Genomic DNA, 13,342 nt, shown 5'->3' on the forward strand with positions numbered 1-13,342 from the left:
AATCTCGCTTCTCTTTGGGCTGATGCTGACGATCTTCTCAAGCGTCATGGGCGTCGTGGCGGGCGCCGTTCAGGGCTACTACGGCGGGAAAATTGACCTGTGGGGTCAGCGGATTATTGAAGTCTGGTCAGGCATGCCGACGCTGTTTCTGATCATCCTGCTTTCCAGCGTCGTACAGCCTAACTTCTGGTGGTTGTTAGGCATTACCGTCCTGTTCGGCTGGATGGCGCTGGTCGGTGTGGTAAGGGCGGAGTTTCTGCGCACCCGCAATTTCGACTATATTCGCGCCGCGCAGGCCCTTGGCGTGAGTGACCGCGGGATCATTTTCCGCCATATGCTGCCCAACGCGGTGGTAGCAACGCTCACCTTCCTGCCGTTTATTCTGTGCAGCTCCATCACCACCCTCACTTCGCTGGATTTTCTTGGTTTCGGGCTACCGCTGGGTTCCCCGTCGCTCGGCGAACTGCTGCTGCAGGGTAAAAACAACCTGCAGGCACCGTGGTTAGGCATCGCCGCCTTTCTTTCCGTGGCCGTGCTGCTGTCGCTGCTGATTTTTATTGGCGAAGCCGTGCGCGATGCCTTCGATCCGAACAAGGCGGTATAAAATGACCCAGCCTCTTCTGAGTATTGATAACCTGTCGATTGCTTTTTCAACGCAGGGCGAGACGCGCACCGTGGTCACCGACCTGTCGCTGCAGATCCAGCCCGGGGAAACGCTGGCCCTGGTGGGCGAGTCGGGTTCTGGCAAGAGCGTTTCGGCGCTCTCCATCCTGCGGCTGCTGCCCTCTCCGCCGGTGAGCTATCCGCAAGGGGATATTCTGTTTCACGGCCGTTCGCTGCTGCACGCCGATGAACAGACCCTGCGCGGCATTCGCGGCAACAAAATCGCCATGATCTTCCAGGAGCCGATGGTTTCCCTCAACCCGCTGCACAGCCTGGAGAAACAGCTCTATGAAGTGCTCTCCCTGCACCGGGGGATGCGCAAAGAGGCCGCACGGGGAGAAATTCTGGACTGTCTGGAGCGAACAGGCATACGCAACGCGGCCAAACGGCTGAATGATTTTCCGCACCAGCTCTCCGGCGGCGAACGCCAGCGCGTGATGATCGCCATGGCCCTGCTCACGCGCCCCGAACTGTTGATTGCCGACGAGCCCACAACGGCGCTGGACGTAACGGTACAGGCGCAAATACTGACGCTGCTGCGGGAACTGCGTGACGAGCTGAACATGAGCCTGCTGTTTATTACGCATAACCTGAGCATTGTGAGAAAGCTGGCCGACAGCGTCGCGGTGATGCAAAACGGACGCTGTGTTGAACAGAATACCGCGTCAACGCTGCTGAGCGCGCCGCAGCACCCCTATACGCAGCGCCTGCTTGACAGCGAACCCTCCGGCGACCCGGTTCCTCTCACGGCTGACAGCACACCGCTGCTGCGCGTTGAGGATCTGTCCGTCTCGTTCCCGATCCGCAAAGGTATTCTGCGGCGCATTGTCGATCGGAACCCGGTGCTGAAAAACATCCGCTTCTCGCTGCGCCCGGGAGAATCCCTGGGGCTGGTGGGCGAATCCGGCTCGGGTAAAAGCACCACCGGTCTGGCGCTGCTGCGCCTGATCGCCTCCCAGGGCGAGATCCTCTTTGACGATATGCCGCTGCACCGCTGGAACCGCCGTCAGATGCTGCCCGTGCGGCCCCGCATGCAGGTGGTGTTTCAGGATCCTAACTCCTCGCTTAACCCGCGGCTCAGCGTGTTACAGATTATCGAAGAGGGTCTGCGCGTCCATCAGCCCGACCTGAGCGCGCAGCAGCGCGAGCAGGAGGTCATTCGGGTCATGGCCGAAGTGGGTCTAGATCCCGAGACGCGCCACCGCTACCCTGCGGAATTTTCCGGTGGGCAGCGCCAGCGTATCGCCATTGCCCGCGCGCTGATCCTGAAACCGGAGCTGATTATTCTGGATGAACCGACGTCGTCGCTGGACAGAACCGTTCAGGCGCAGATCCTGGCCCTGCTGAAAGGGCTTCAGGAAAAGCACCGGCTGGCCTATATCTTTATCAGCCACGATCTACAGGTGGTGCGGGCGCTATGCCATCAGGTGATAGTGTTGCGACAGGGAGAAGTGGTCGAGCAGGGTGAGTGCCAGCGCGTATTTAGCGCGCCAACGCAGCGCTACACGCGCCAGCTGTTGTCGGCAGACTAGCGGTCAGAACGGGTACTGGCCGGAGAAAGGCTCAGCAATGGCAACGCCAAAATTCTTCAGACGGCAGGTGGCGGCAAACTCGTCCTGGCTTTTCACAAACAGGCATGGCTCACCTTCACACTCCAGGACGGAGCTGTCCACTTCGATATCCGTCAGGGCCTGACTGAGACGCTCCATCACCCGCCATGCATTTTCGTCGCTCGGGCTTAACAGCTTGAGTGCCACCAGACAATTTTCGGAGCCCGCGACGTTTTGCGGAATCGGTTCAACTTTCGAACCTGCAAAACCCGCCGACCAGCGATAGCTCTGGGGCAAGCGATGGACAATGGAGAGTTGTAATGTATTCACGTTCGTTCCCCGGAAGCAAAATTTACTTCACAATTTATTTACATTTATAGTAACACATCATCGCCAGCCTGCACTATTCAGCGCTTTTTTATCCGTTTCCAGGCTCGCGTCGGCGCTATATGTACCCGTTTCTGCGATCTAACTCAACCTTTTTGAATACAATGATGTGACTTTTTACACAAATAGATTTTACATAAAATAAACAAACACGGAATAAACGAACGAGGGTTTGGTTGATATGCATCAACAAAAAAGGCCCTGCCGGGCCTTCTCTGTGTTTTAGTGGGCCGCTTTTCGCGGTCGGCTGGCGTAAAGATAGAAGAGTATCGAGCTGGTTGCGCAAAAAGCCATCGCCCACAGCATGGGCCATGCCGTCGTAAAGGTGGCCATCGAAAGCAACGCGCCAACGATAGCGCCGATGCCGAAGCGGAACGTCCCTGCCAGAGATGATGCGGTCCCCGCCATGTGCGGGAACTCATCCAGAATCACCGCCATCGCATTGGATGATACCATCGACACGCAGCCGACAAAGGCCGCCACGCCGACCACCAGCGCCCAGAAGCCCACGCCCAGAAACGCGCTCACCACCAGCCAGATCGCCATCACAAACTGGATCCACAGCCCGGCGCGGAACATGTTCAGCGCCCCCACCCGCCGGACAAAGCGGCTGTTGATGATGGTCATGATGAACAGGAAGACGATGTTAAGGGCAAAGTAATAGCCGAAGTGCTGCGGCGAAACGTGGTTCAGCTCGATGTAGACAAACGGCCCGGCGCTCAGGAAGGAGAACATCCCGGCGAAGCTGAACCCGCTTGCCAGCATATAGCTGAGCACGCGCTTGTGGCGAAACAGCGAGGCAAAGTTGCCGATGGTGGTTCGGATGTGGAATTTCTGCCGGCGCTCGACGGGAAGCGTTTCATCAATAAAGAAGAAAATCATCGCGGAGGCCAGCAGCGCGGCCAGGGCCAGGATCCAGAAAATCACATGCCAGCTAAACCACACCAGCACCGCACCACCGGCCATGGGTGCCACCAGCGGCGCAATCGTCGTCACCAGCATCACGAACGACATCATGCGGGAGAACTCTTCCTTCGGGTAGATATCGCGCATCAGGGCGTTAATCACCACGCTTGCCGCTGCCGCCGCCAGACCGTGGAAGAAGCGCATGACAATCAGATGATCGATGGTCTGCGCCAGCGCACAGGCAACCGCAGCGGCCGCAAAGACCAGCGTCCCGCCCAGAATGACGGGCTTGCGTCCAAGGCTGTCCGCCATCGGGCCATAAAACAGCTGGCCGAGGGCAAAGCCGAGAATATAGGTGCTGAGCGTCATCTGCGCGCTGCCCGCCGGGACGCCAAACTGTGCAGAAATCACCGGCAGCGCAGGCAGGTACATATCAATAGACAGCGGCATCAGCATGGCCAGCAGGCCAAGAATGAAGACGATTTTGAACGACGAGTGTGGCCTGGTGGTCACAGAGTTCTCCTGAAATTAGTGCGAAGGCAGACCGACGCTGGCGATCTCTTCTTCCGTTAACGGGCGATATTCGCCTGGCGCCAGCTCGGGATCGAGTTCGATCGCACCAATCCGCTCACGATGCAGGCCAACAACGTGGTTCCCCACCGCGGCAAACATACGTTTCACCTGATGGTAGCGCCCCTCGCTGATGGTCAGGCGGACCTCCGTCGGGGTGATGACTTCGAGCACCGCCGGTTTGGTCAGATCTTTTTCATTATGCAGCTGAACGCCTTTCGCGAAGTGCTCTGCCGTGTCATCCGACACCGGCGACTCCAGCGTCACGAGGTAGGTTTTCTCGCAGTGGTGTCGTGGAGAGGTGATGCGGTGCGACCACTGCCCGTCGTCGGTCATCAGCACCAGACCGGTGGTGTCGATATCGAGGCGGCCTGCGGCATGCAGCTTGTGCGCCACCGGTTCGTCGAGGAAATAGAGCACCGTCGGGTGATCCGGATCGTCCGTTGAGCAGACGTAGCCTTCCGGCTTATTGAGCATGAAGTAGCGCGGACCATGCTGCTGGGTCAGCGGATTGCCGTCATACTCCACCTGATGGTCAGGTTGCAGTTTGAAGGCGCTGTCTCTCACAATGTTGCCATCCACGGTAACGCGGCTGGCGCGAATTTCGCGCCCGGCAATAGCGCGGCTTACGCCGAGTTGCTGAGCGATAAACTTATCAAGTCGCATGAAATCTTTTTAGCCTTAATGGTGCAGGAAGTCGGACAACAGGTCCGAAAAAAGAAGCAGTCTGGAACGGTTCAGTATAATGGTCTGGTTGCGCCACTCAAGGGAAAAAGTTTCGTGGCATACTATCTATACCCTAAATAATTCGAGTTGCATGAAGGCGGCAAAGGAGTGAATCCCCGGGAGCTTACATAAGTAAGTGACCGGGGTGAACGAGTGCAGCCAACGCACAGGCAACTTGAAGTATGACGGGTATATGTGCGGAATAACGAAACCGAGACCCCATGACTTTTACACTTCGTCCCTATCAGCAGGAAGCCGTTGACGCCACCCTCGCCTGGTTCCGTAAACATCGCGAGCCGGCGGCGATTGTGCTCCCGACCGGCGCAGGCAAAAGCCTGGTCATTGCCGAACTGGCGCGTCTGGCCCGCGGCCGCGTGCTGGTGCTGGCGCACGTTAAAGAGCTCGTCGCGCAAAACCATGCCAAGTATTGTGCGCTTGGGCTGGAAGCCGATATTTTCGCCGCCGGGCTAAAGCGTAAAGAGAGCCACGGCAAAGTGGTGTTTGGCAGCGTGCAGTCGGTGGCCCGCAATCTGGATCTGTTTCGCAGCGAATTTTCGCTGCTGATTGTCGACGAATGTCACCGCATCAGCGATGACGACGACAGCCAGTATCAGCAAATCCTGTCACACCTGAAAGAGGTGAACCCTCACCTGCGCCTGCTGGGCCTGACGGCGACCCCGTTTCGCCTGGGGAAAGGCTGGATCTATCGCTACCATTATCACGGCATGGTGCGCGGCGATGACAAGGCCCTGTTTAGCGACTGCATTTACGAGCTTCCGCTGCGCTACATGATTAAACATGGCTACCTGACGCCGCCTGAACGGCTGGATATGCCGGTGGTGCAGTACGACTTCAGCCGCCTGCAGGCGCAAAGCAACGGGTTATTCAGCGAAGCGGATCTTAACCAGGAGCTGAAAAAGCAAAAGCGCATTACGCCGCACATCATCAGCCAGATAGAGGAGTTTGCGCAGACGCGCAAAGGGGTGATGATCTTTGCCGCCACCGTTGAGCACGCGCGGGAAATCACCGGGTTACTGCCTTCCGGCGACGCGGCGCTCATCACCGGCGAGACGCCCGGCCCGGAGCGCGACAGCCTGATTGACGCGTTTAAAGCCCAGCGGTTCCGCTATCTGGTTAACGTGTCGGTATTGACCACCGGCTTTGACGCACCGCACGTCGACCTGATCGCCATTTTGCGCCCGACCGAATCGGTGAGTCTGTATCAACAAATTGTTGGCCGCGGCCTGCGCCTGGCCCCCGGGAAAACCGACTGCCTGATTCTGGATTATGCAGGTAACCCGCACGATCTCTATACGCCTGAAGTCGGCGCGCCAAAAGGGAAAAGCGACAACGTGCCCGTGCAGGTCTTTTGCCCTGCCTGTGGGTTTGCCAACACTTTCTGGGGCAAAACCACCGCCGACGGCACGCTGATCGAACATTTTGGCCGCCGCTGTCAGGGCTGGTTTGAAGATGATGACGGGCATCGCGAGCAGTGCGATTTTCGTTTCCGCTTTAAAAACTGCCCGCAGTGCAACGCCGAAAACGACATTGCCGCTCGCCGCTGTCGGGAATGTGACACGGTGCTGGTTGACCCGGACGACATGCTGAAAGCAGCATTAAAGCTGAAAGATGCGCTGGTACTGCGCTGTTCCGGCATGGCATTGCAGCCCGGCGCCGATGAAAAAGGCGAATGGTTGAAAATCACCTATTACGACGAAGACGGGGCGGACGTCAGCGAGCGCTTCCGGGTCCAGACGCCTGCTCAGCGAACGGCCTTCGAACAGCTGTTTATCCGCCCGCACACCCGCACCCCGGGCGTGCCCCTGCGCTGGATCACCGTGGCCGATATCGTGCGCCAGCAGGTGCTGTTGCGCCATCCGGATTTTGTGGTCGCCCGTAAGAAAGGCCAGTTCTGGCAGGTGCGCGAGAAACTCTTTGACTACGAAGGTCGCTTCCGTCGCGCCAATGAATTGCGCGGTTAGCGGGACTTTTCATTGATGTGAGGGGCATTTGAGTATAAAATGCCGCCCGCTTCACATCCGTGAGGCAGAACACTCACCTGCTGCTGGGTCGCCTGTAGTAGGGTTTTAAATACAGAGAGAAATCAATGTTTACTATCGAAGCAGAAGTACGTAACGTGCAGGGTAAGGGTGCGAGCCGCCGCCTGCGTACCGCTAACAAGTTCCCGGCTATCGTTTACGGTGGCGAAGCTGCTCCAGTTGCAATCGAACTGGATCACGACAAACTGTGGAACCTGCAGACCAAAGCTGAATTCTACAGCGAAGTTCTGACCATCGTTGTTGGCGGTAAAGAAGAAAAAGTGAAAGTTCAGGCTGTTCAGCGTCACGCGTTCAAGCCAAAACTGACTCACATCGACTTCGTTCGCGCGTAATCGCAAACCTGTCGAAAAAAACCCCGCTTCTGCGGGGTTTTTTGTGCCTGCTATTTACCGCCCGAGGTGCGGCGCTGAAGCTGATCGCGCAGATTCGGCGGCGTACCCTTAATGGTCAGCGTATCGGTGGCCGGATCCCAGAAGATACGTTCCCCCAGCAGCATCGCATCAAAGTTGATGGTTAACCCGCCGCCGCTGCCGGCAAACTTGGTTAACTGGCGCAGCGTGCTGCGATCCGCCGGGAAGCTCTCTTCAAGCTCATAGCCCTTTTCTGCGGTAAATTCCTGGAAGCTGACTTCGCTGACGCCTGCCAGCTCTTTTGACAGCGACTCCAGCTCAATCTCTTCCCCTGCCTGCAGCTGTTCGTTGCAGTAGCTGTAAACCTGCTGGCGCACCGTCTGGCGCTCGGATTTATCGAGCTGCGCTTCTGCTGTGAAATCGTCAACCGCCTGGAGCAGCCCTTTGTTCTGCGCTTTGGCGTTAAGCCCTTCACTGGCACCGAGGAAGTCCATAAAGAAATCCGCCACTTTGCGGCCCACGCGCCCCTTCAGGAATGTCAGGTAGCGGGTCGATTCCGGGTTGGTTTCCCACTCGGTCAAATCAATACGCGCCACGATATCCGCATGGTTGATATCCAGATAATGCGTCGAGCTGATGTCCAGCTGCTCATTCACGCGCATGCTGCTTAAGTTATTCAGTACGGTAACCAGCAAATACTCGACCGCCAGGTAGCGGTAGTGGCAGAACAGCACGATCCCACCATCGGCGAACGGATATTTCGCCAGCTCGTCGCGCAGACGCCCGGTTGCCGCACGGCTAAACGCCAGAAAATCCTCTTCACCCTGACGCTGCAGGCGCAGGCTATCGGCCAGCTCACTCTCTTCGCTGAACAGGCCATAGGCTTTATTTTTGGCGCTGTAGACGCGATGCAGCTCTGCCATCATCTCCACAACGGTCGCCGTGGGTTCCAGTAACGAATCGCGCAGCACCACTTCAAGGGTTTGCTCATCACGCTTGATAAGCTGGTGCAAGGCAATCTGGTTGATTTCCAGACTCATGATAAACTCTCCTTTTAGACCGGGCGGTATTCAACCACCACCAGGACATGTGTGCAACAACAGATAAAAAAGGGGAAAAAAAGCTGTTGCTACGGTAATATGTTGCCCTTTCATCAACAAACTGATTTTGATTTATGCCACAACATTCCCGCTACAGTGATGAACACGTTGAACAACTGCTCAGTGAGCTGGTCAACGTACTGGAAAAACATAAAACGCCGACCGATCTCTCCCTGATGGTTTTGGGAAATATGGTCACCAACCTGATTAACACCAGCGTTGCTCCGGCTCAGCGTCTGGCGATCGCAAAATCGTTCGCCCAGGCTTTACAGTCGTCCGTCAGCAACGACCCGGCCCATTAAGGGATACGAACAACAGTTTATGGTGACGAATCGTCAGCGCTACCGTGAAAAAGTCTCCCAGATGGTCAGCTGGGGGCACTGGTTTGCCCTGTTCAACATTCTGCTGGCGACGGTCATTGGCTGTCGTTATCTGTTTGTCGCAGACTGGCCAACAACGCTCACCGGGCGTATCTACTCCTGGATAAGCGTTGTCGGTCACTTTAGCTTTTTGGTTTTCGCCACCTATCTGCTGATCCTGTTCCCCCTGACGTTTATCGTCATGTCGCAGCGTCTGATGCGATTCTTGTCCGCCATCCTTGCGACGGTGGGGATGACGCTGCTGCTTATCGACAGTGAAGTGTTCACCCGCTTCCACCTGCATCTCAACCCCATCGTCTGGGAACTGGTGATTAACCCCGACCAGAACGAAACGGCCCGTGACTGGCAGCTGATGTTTATCAGCGTCCCGGTGATCCTGTTGATTGAGATGCTGTTTGCCACCTGGAGCTGGCAAAAACTGCGTAGCCTGACCCGCCGACGCCACTACGCGAAGCCCGTCGCCGCGCTCTTCTTCGTCTCCTTTATCAGTTCGCACATCATGTATATCTGGGCGGATGCGAACTTCTATCGCCCTATTACCATGCAGCGTGCGAACCTGCCGCTCTCATATCCGATGACGGCCCGTCGCTTCCTCGAAAAACATGGCCTGCTTGATGCGCAGGAATATCAGCGCCGTCTTATTGAGCAGGGTAACCCGGAAGCCGTCAGCGTGCAGTATCCTCTGAGCGACCTGAACTACCGCGATATGGGACGAGGCCAAAACGTCCTGCTTATCACCGTCGATGGACTGAACTATTCCCGTTACGAGAAGCAGATGCCTGCGCTGGCCAATTTCGCGAGTCAAAACGTCTCGTTTACTCAGCATATGAGCTCCGGTAACTCAACCGATGCGGGCATCTTTGGCCTCTTCTATGGCATTTCAGCCGGCTATATGGACGGCGTACTGTCTACCCGCACACCTGCGGCGCTGATCACCGGGCTGAATCAGCAGGGCTATCAGTTAGGGTTGTTCTCATCCGATGGCTTTAACAGCCCGCTCTACCGTCAGGCGCTGCTGTCTGATTTCTCACTGCCGACGGCACAAAATCAGTCTGATGCGCAGACCGCCAGCCAATGGATAAACTGGCTGCAGCGCTACGCCCAGGAAGATAACCGCTGGTTCTCATGGGTTGCCTTTAACGGCACAACGCTTGCAAACAGCAATAAGAGTGATTTTGCGCGCCGCTACGGCCGCGCGGCGGGTGATGTTGATGCGCAGATTGGTCGCGTGCTTGACGCGCTACGTGAGTCCGGCAAGCTGGATAACACCGTGGTGATCGTGACCGCAGGTCATGGCGTCCCGTTAGGTGACGAGACGAAGAGTATGAGCTGGTCACGCCCGAACCTGCAGGTTCCGCTGGTGATCCACTGGCCGGGCACCCCGGCGCAGCGCATCAATATGCTTACCGAGCATAAAGATGTGATGACCACCCTGATGCAACGCCTGCTGCACGTCAGCACGCCAGCAAACGAGTATTCGCAGGGCCAGGATCTCTTCAGCGCCGCGCGCCGCCATAACTGGGTCACGGCTGCGGGTAATAATACGCTGGTGGTGACTACGCCGAAGCTGACGCTGGTGCTGAACAACAACGGGAATTATCAGACGTATAACCTGCAGGGTGAACGACTGAAAGACCAGAAGCCGCAGCTGAGCCTGCTGCTGCAGGTTCTGACGGATGAGAAGCGCTTCATCGCTAACTGATTAATAATAAACCAGTTAGCGACGGATTCCCTTGCATTCAAAACGGAATCGAGTAGTATTCTTTTCATGCGTCGGCACGTAGCGCAGCCTGGTAGCGCACCGTCATGGGGTGTCGGGGGTCGGAGGTTCAAATCCTCTCGTGCCGACCAAAATCACATTGAAAACCAGCCTCTTATGGCTGGTTTTTTTATTTCGCCTCGTCCGGCGTTTTGCGCAGGTAAACCAGCGTAACCAGACAAATCACCGCTCCGGCATAGAACGTATATTCTGCGCCAAACGTCTCCCAGATGGCTCCTGCCCCCAGGCTGGCGACTAACAATCCCACGCCGCTGACCAGACTAAAAATGCCGTAGGCGGTTCCGCGCAGATCCGCAGGTGCAGTTTTCGCAATCATTGCCGCCAGCAGCCCCTGGGTCATGCCCATATGTATCCCCCAAAGCGCAACACCTAAAATAATGCCGGACCAGTGGGTGCTCAGCGCCAGCACAATGTCCGCTCCAGTCAGCACCACCAGCCCCCACTGCAGTAATCGGGTGTGGCTCATCCCGTCAGATAACTTGCCAAACGGATAGGCAGAGAGGAAATAGAGCAGATTCATGGCCACCATCACCAGCGGGATCAGCGCCAGCGGCACACCCGACTGCTGAGCGCGAAGCACAAGAAATGCTTCACTGAAACGAGCGAGCGTAAAGATGGCCCCCAGACCAATAACCCACCAGCAGCCTTTCCCGAGGCGCCTGAGGTTCTCTTTTTTGATGGGGTTCGTTCGTTTATGCTCGACAGGGGTTTTAGGCTCATGCAGGCCGAAGAAAAGCAGCGCCACGGCGAGCACGCCGGGGATCACCGCGATCCAGAAAATGGTACGAAAATCATCGTTCCACAGCAGCATTAAGCCTACGGCCAGCAACGGCCCGAGAAATGCTCCAATGGTGTCCATCGACTGACGCAAACCAAAGGCCGCGCCGCGGAGTTCCGGCGGCGTAACGTCAGCGACCAGCGCATCGCGCGGCGCTCCCCGGATCCCCTTCCCCACCCGGTCGATTAAGCGAGCCCCAAGGATCATGCCGGAGGAAGAGGCAATAGCGAACAGCGGTTTACTCAACGCGCCAAGACCGTAGCCCAGAACAGCCAGCCCTTTACGCTTGCCCAGATAGTCACTGATGGCGCCGGAAAACACCTTGATAAACAGCGCCGTGGCCTCAGCCAGGCCTTCAATCAAACCAATGAAAATCACGCTGGCGCCCAGCGTCGTAACCATAAACAACGGCAGCAGGCTATGAATGATCTCCGAAGAGATATCCATCAGCATACTGACGCCACCCACAACCCAGACTCCTTTCGGGATCCGGCTGAGCGTTGCAAACCGGGATAACATTGCGCATCTCCTGCTTTATGTCGAACAGTCTTGTTCGAAACAGAATATCCTGGAAATGCGAATAAAAATCATCTGATATAAAAAAAGCCAGCCCGCAGGCTGGCTTCATTATCTGAGGTGAAGGCTTAGTGCTTCTCACGTCCGCCCAGGAAGAAAATGCCCAGCGGGATGGCCAGCAGAACGGTGAACACCAGACTGTAGACGAAGATCATCGCCGATTGCAGGACATACATGCTGGTTGTCCAGGCAGAGAGAGGAATATTGTACTGTTCGATGACGCCAACAATGGTGGCCCGCCCCACGCATGCGGCAGCAATCATAAACACGACCAGCAGCGCCAGGAGGAACTTGCGGCCTTCAGGCGTTTTCAGTTTTGCTCGAACCATCTCTCTTCCCTTTTACAGATGAATAACATTATAGAGGATCTAAAATAACACAAACGCCTGCCGGACTCCACGCCAGTACAAACATCTACCTAAATGGCAAATATGTGGTTTATTACGCTATTCATATTGAAAATGTAAGTAAATAACACCAATCATTCATAATTGATATGTTAACCTGTTCAGGATCGTTTTGACATAAAGGAATGACAATGAAAAACGCACCTAAATTTGCCATCGCACTCATCGCCGCCGCGTGTGTCAGCACCAGTGCTTTCGCCAGCGAAACACCTAAAGAGCAGCCGCTGGAAAAAGTCGCCCCGTATCCGAAAGCGGATAAAGGGATGAAGCGTCAGGTGATTCAGCTGCCGGCACAGCAGGATGAAGCGAATTTCAAAGTGGAGCTGTTAATTGGCAAGACGCTGGAAGTGGACTGCAACCAGCATCGCCTGGGTGGTCAGCTGGAAAGCAAAACGCTGGAAGGCTGGGGTTACGACTACTACGTCTTTGATAAAGTCACCTCGCCGGTCTCCACCATGATGGCCTGCCCGGATGGCAAGAAAGAGAAGAAATTTGTGACGGCGTATCTGGGCGACAATAGCCTGCTGCGCTACAACAGCAAGTTGCCGATCGTGGTCTATACGCCTGAAAACGTGGAAGTGAAGTATCGCGTGTGGAAGGCAGAAGAGACTGTCGGACAAGCGGTAGTACGTTAAAAGTCGGGTGGCGGCTTCGCCTAACCCGACCTACAAAACAACACCGAACATAGGCCGGGTAGGCGTCAGCGCCACCCGGCTTTTTTACCTTACAGCGCGATATCCGCAACCGGTTTGTTTTCCGGCTGAGGCTTCAGCTCCGCTTTTGGCGCAGCATCCGCAGCCTGCGGTTTGATGTACTGCAGCTGCAGTACGCGGCTGGTGTATTCCAGCTCCTGCTCCGTCGCGCTCACGTTGCCGTTCAGCTTCGTGCCATAGGATGGAATAATGGTTTTCAGCTTCGCCTGCCATTCCGGGCTGGCGACTTTATCTTTAAACACTTTTTCCATCAGGTGCAGCATGATTGGCGCAGCGGTAGACGCACCCGGTGACGCACCCAGCAGCGCGGCGATGGTGCCGTCCTTATCGCTCACCACTTCGGTGCCCAGACGCAGCACGCCACCCTCTTTCGGATCGCGCTTGATGATCTGTACG

14 protein-coding genes and 1 tRNA gene are annotated in these 13,342 nt (G+C 56.3%); 8 read left to right on the top strand and 7 right to left on the bottom strand.

Annotated elements, in window-relative coordinates; all coding sequences use genetic code 11:
* Both DOU50_RS03670 and yejF read left to right on the top strand, forming a co-directional pair.
* The coding region (locus DOU50_RS03670) for an ABC transporter permease subunit (protein ID WP_148768842.1) at positions 1 to 604 on the top strand (604 nt) is incomplete at its 5' end.
* A gap of 1 nt (position 605) precedes the next feature.
* The gene (gene yejF, locus DOU50_RS03675) at positions 606 to 2,195 is read left to right on the top strand and encodes a microcin C ABC transporter ATP-binding protein YejF (RefSeq protein ID WP_148768843.1); all 1,590 of its coding nucleotides are present in this window, start codon (positions 606 to 608) and stop codon (positions 2,193 to 2,195) included.
* A 3-nt stretch (positions 2,196 to 2,198) separates the two neighbouring features.
* On the opposite strand, the gene DOU50_RS03680 is transcribed toward yejF, so the two are convergent.
* The 3 genes from DOU50_RS03680 to rsuA all read right to left on the bottom strand — a co-directional run bounded on the left by DOU50_RS03680 (position 2,199) and on the right by rsuA (position 4,742).
* Positions 2,199 to 2,543: a YejG family protein gene (locus DOU50_RS03680; protein ID WP_024908185.1), complete on the bottom strand. Its 345-nt coding sequence runs from the start codon at positions 2,541 to 2,543 to the stop codon at positions 2,199 to 2,201.
* Between the two features lie 279 nt (positions 2,544 to 2,822).
* Positions 2,823 to 4,019: a Bcr/CflA family multidrug efflux MFS transporter gene (locus DOU50_RS03685; RefSeq protein WP_045402783.1), complete on the bottom strand. Its 1,197-nt coding sequence runs from the start codon at positions 4,017 to 4,019 to the stop codon at positions 2,823 to 2,825.
* Between the two features lie 15 nt (positions 4,020 to 4,034).
* Complete coding sequence (gene rsuA, locus DOU50_RS03690; RefSeq protein ID WP_148768844.1) at positions 4,035 to 4,742, bottom strand: 16S rRNA pseudouridine(516) synthase RsuA; 708 nt, start codon at positions 4,740 to 4,742, stop codon at positions 4,035 to 4,037.
* Positions 4,743 to 5,023: 281 nt separating this feature from the next.
* On the opposite strand from rsuA, the gene DOU50_RS03695 reads away from it, so the two are divergent.
* Positions 5,024 to 6,784: a DEAD/DEAH box helicase gene (locus DOU50_RS03695; protein WP_148768845.1), complete on the top strand. Its 1,761-nt coding sequence runs from the start codon at positions 5,024 to 5,026 to the stop codon at positions 6,782 to 6,784.
* Between the two features lie 125 nt (positions 6,785 to 6,909).
* Entirely contained in the window at positions 6,910 to 7,194 is a 285-nt protein-coding gene (rplY, locus tag DOU50_RS03700; RefSeq protein WP_008500956.1) for a 50S ribosomal protein L25, read from the top strand.
* A 50-nt stretch (positions 7,195 to 7,244) separates the two neighbouring features.
* On the opposite strand, the gene yejK is transcribed toward rplY, so the two are convergent.
* On the bottom strand, positions 7,245 to 8,252 hold the full coding sequence (yejK, locus tag DOU50_RS03705) for a nucleoid-associated protein YejK (RefSeq protein WP_008500957.1): 1,008 nt from the start codon (positions 8,250 to 8,252) through the stop codon (positions 7,245 to 7,247).
* 134 nt (positions 8,253 to 8,386) lie between these two features.
* On the opposite strand from yejK, the gene DOU50_RS03710 reads away from it, so the two are divergent.
* The 3 genes from DOU50_RS03710 (at position 8,387) to DOU50_RS03720 (ending at position 10,543) form a co-directional block, all read left to right on the top strand.
* On the top strand, positions 8,387 to 8,614 hold the full coding sequence (locus tag DOU50_RS03710; protein WP_148768846.1) for a YejL family protein: 228 nt from the start codon (positions 8,387 to 8,389) through the stop codon (positions 8,612 to 8,614).
* Positions 8,615 to 8,633: 19 nt separating this feature from the next.
* Positions 8,634 to 10,394, top strand: coding sequence for an LPS biosynthesis-modulating metalloenzyme YejM (yejM, locus tag DOU50_RS03715; RefSeq protein ID WP_024908190.1), 1,761 nt, complete (start codon positions 8,634 to 8,636; stop codon positions 10,392 to 10,394).
* 72 nt (positions 10,395 to 10,466) lie between these two features.
* Positions 10,467 to 10,543 (top strand) — tRNA-Pro (locus DOU50_RS03720).
* Between the two features lie 38 nt (positions 10,544 to 10,581).
* Here DOU50_RS03720 and DOU50_RS03725 read toward each other — a convergent pair.
* Positions 10,582 to 11,769, bottom strand: coding sequence for an MFS transporter (locus DOU50_RS03725; RefSeq protein ID WP_148768847.1), 1,188 nt, complete (start codon positions 11,767 to 11,769; stop codon positions 10,582 to 10,584).
* A gap of 125 nt (positions 11,770 to 11,894) precedes the next feature.
* Positions 11,895 to 12,155, bottom strand: a complete 261-nt coding sequence (locus tag DOU50_RS03730; RefSeq protein WP_008500962.1) for a DUF2534 family protein — start codon at positions 12,153 to 12,155, stop codon at positions 11,895 to 11,897.
* Positions 12,156 to 12,364: 209 nt separating this feature from the next.
* Here DOU50_RS03730 and eco point away from each other — a divergent pair, with 209 nt between their 5' ends.
* On the top strand, positions 12,365 to 12,868 hold the full coding sequence (eco, locus tag DOU50_RS03735; RefSeq protein WP_048991686.1) for a serine protease inhibitor ecotin: 504 nt from the start codon (positions 12,365 to 12,367) through the stop codon (positions 12,866 to 12,868).
* An 89-nt stretch (positions 12,869 to 12,957) separates the two neighbouring features.
* Here eco and DOU50_RS03740 read toward each other — a convergent pair.
* Positions 12,958 to 13,342, bottom strand: a 385-nt coding sequence (locus tag DOU50_RS03740; protein ID WP_194266121.1) for a malate:quinone oxidoreductase, incomplete at its 5' end; no start/stop codon positions are given.

Source organism: Enterobacter sp. C6 (assembly GCF_008122455.1).
GTDB lineage: Bacteria > Pseudomonadota > Gammaproteobacteria > Enterobacterales > Enterobacteriaceae > Enterobacter > Enterobacter pseudoroggenkampii.

Excerpts from the sequence above, each read along its gene's own strand:
- yejF (WP_148768843.1), top strand. The coding sequence starts at position 606 with ATGACCCAGCCTCTTCTGAGTATTGATAACCTGTCGATTGCTTTTTCA.
- DOU50_RS03730 (WP_008500962.1), bottom strand. The coding sequence starts at position 12,155 with ATGGTTCGAGCAAAACTGAAAACGCCTGAAGGCCGCAAGTTCCTCCTG.
- rplY (WP_008500956.1), top strand. The coding sequence starts at position 6,910 with ATGTTTACTATCGAAGCAGAAGTACGTAACGTGCAGGGTAAGGGTGCG.
- DOU50_RS03710 (WP_148768846.1), top strand. The coding sequence starts at position 8,387 with ATGCCACAACATTCCCGCTACAGTGATGAACACGTTGAACAACTGCTC.
- DOU50_RS03725 (WP_148768847.1), bottom strand. The coding sequence starts at position 11,769 with ATGTTATCCCGGTTTGCAACGCTCAGCCGGATCCCGAAAGGAGTCTGG.
- rsuA (WP_148768844.1), bottom strand. The coding sequence starts at position 4,742 with ATGCGACTTGATAAGTTTATCGCTCAGCAACTCGGCGTAAGCCGCGCT.
- eco (WP_048991686.1), top strand. The coding sequence starts at position 12,365 with ATGAAAAACGCACCTAAATTTGCCATCGCACTCATCGCCGCCGCGTGT.
- DOU50_RS03695 (WP_148768845.1), top strand. The coding sequence starts at position 5,024 with ATGACTTTTACACTTCGTCCCTATCAGCAGGAAGCCGTTGACGCCACC.
- yejK (WP_008500957.1), bottom strand. The coding sequence starts at position 8,252 with ATGAGTCTGGAAATCAACCAGATTGCCTTGCACCAGCTTATCAAGCGT.
- yejM (WP_024908190.1), top strand. The coding sequence starts at position 8,634 with ATGGTGACGAATCGTCAGCGCTACCGTGAAAAAGTCTCCCAGATGGTC.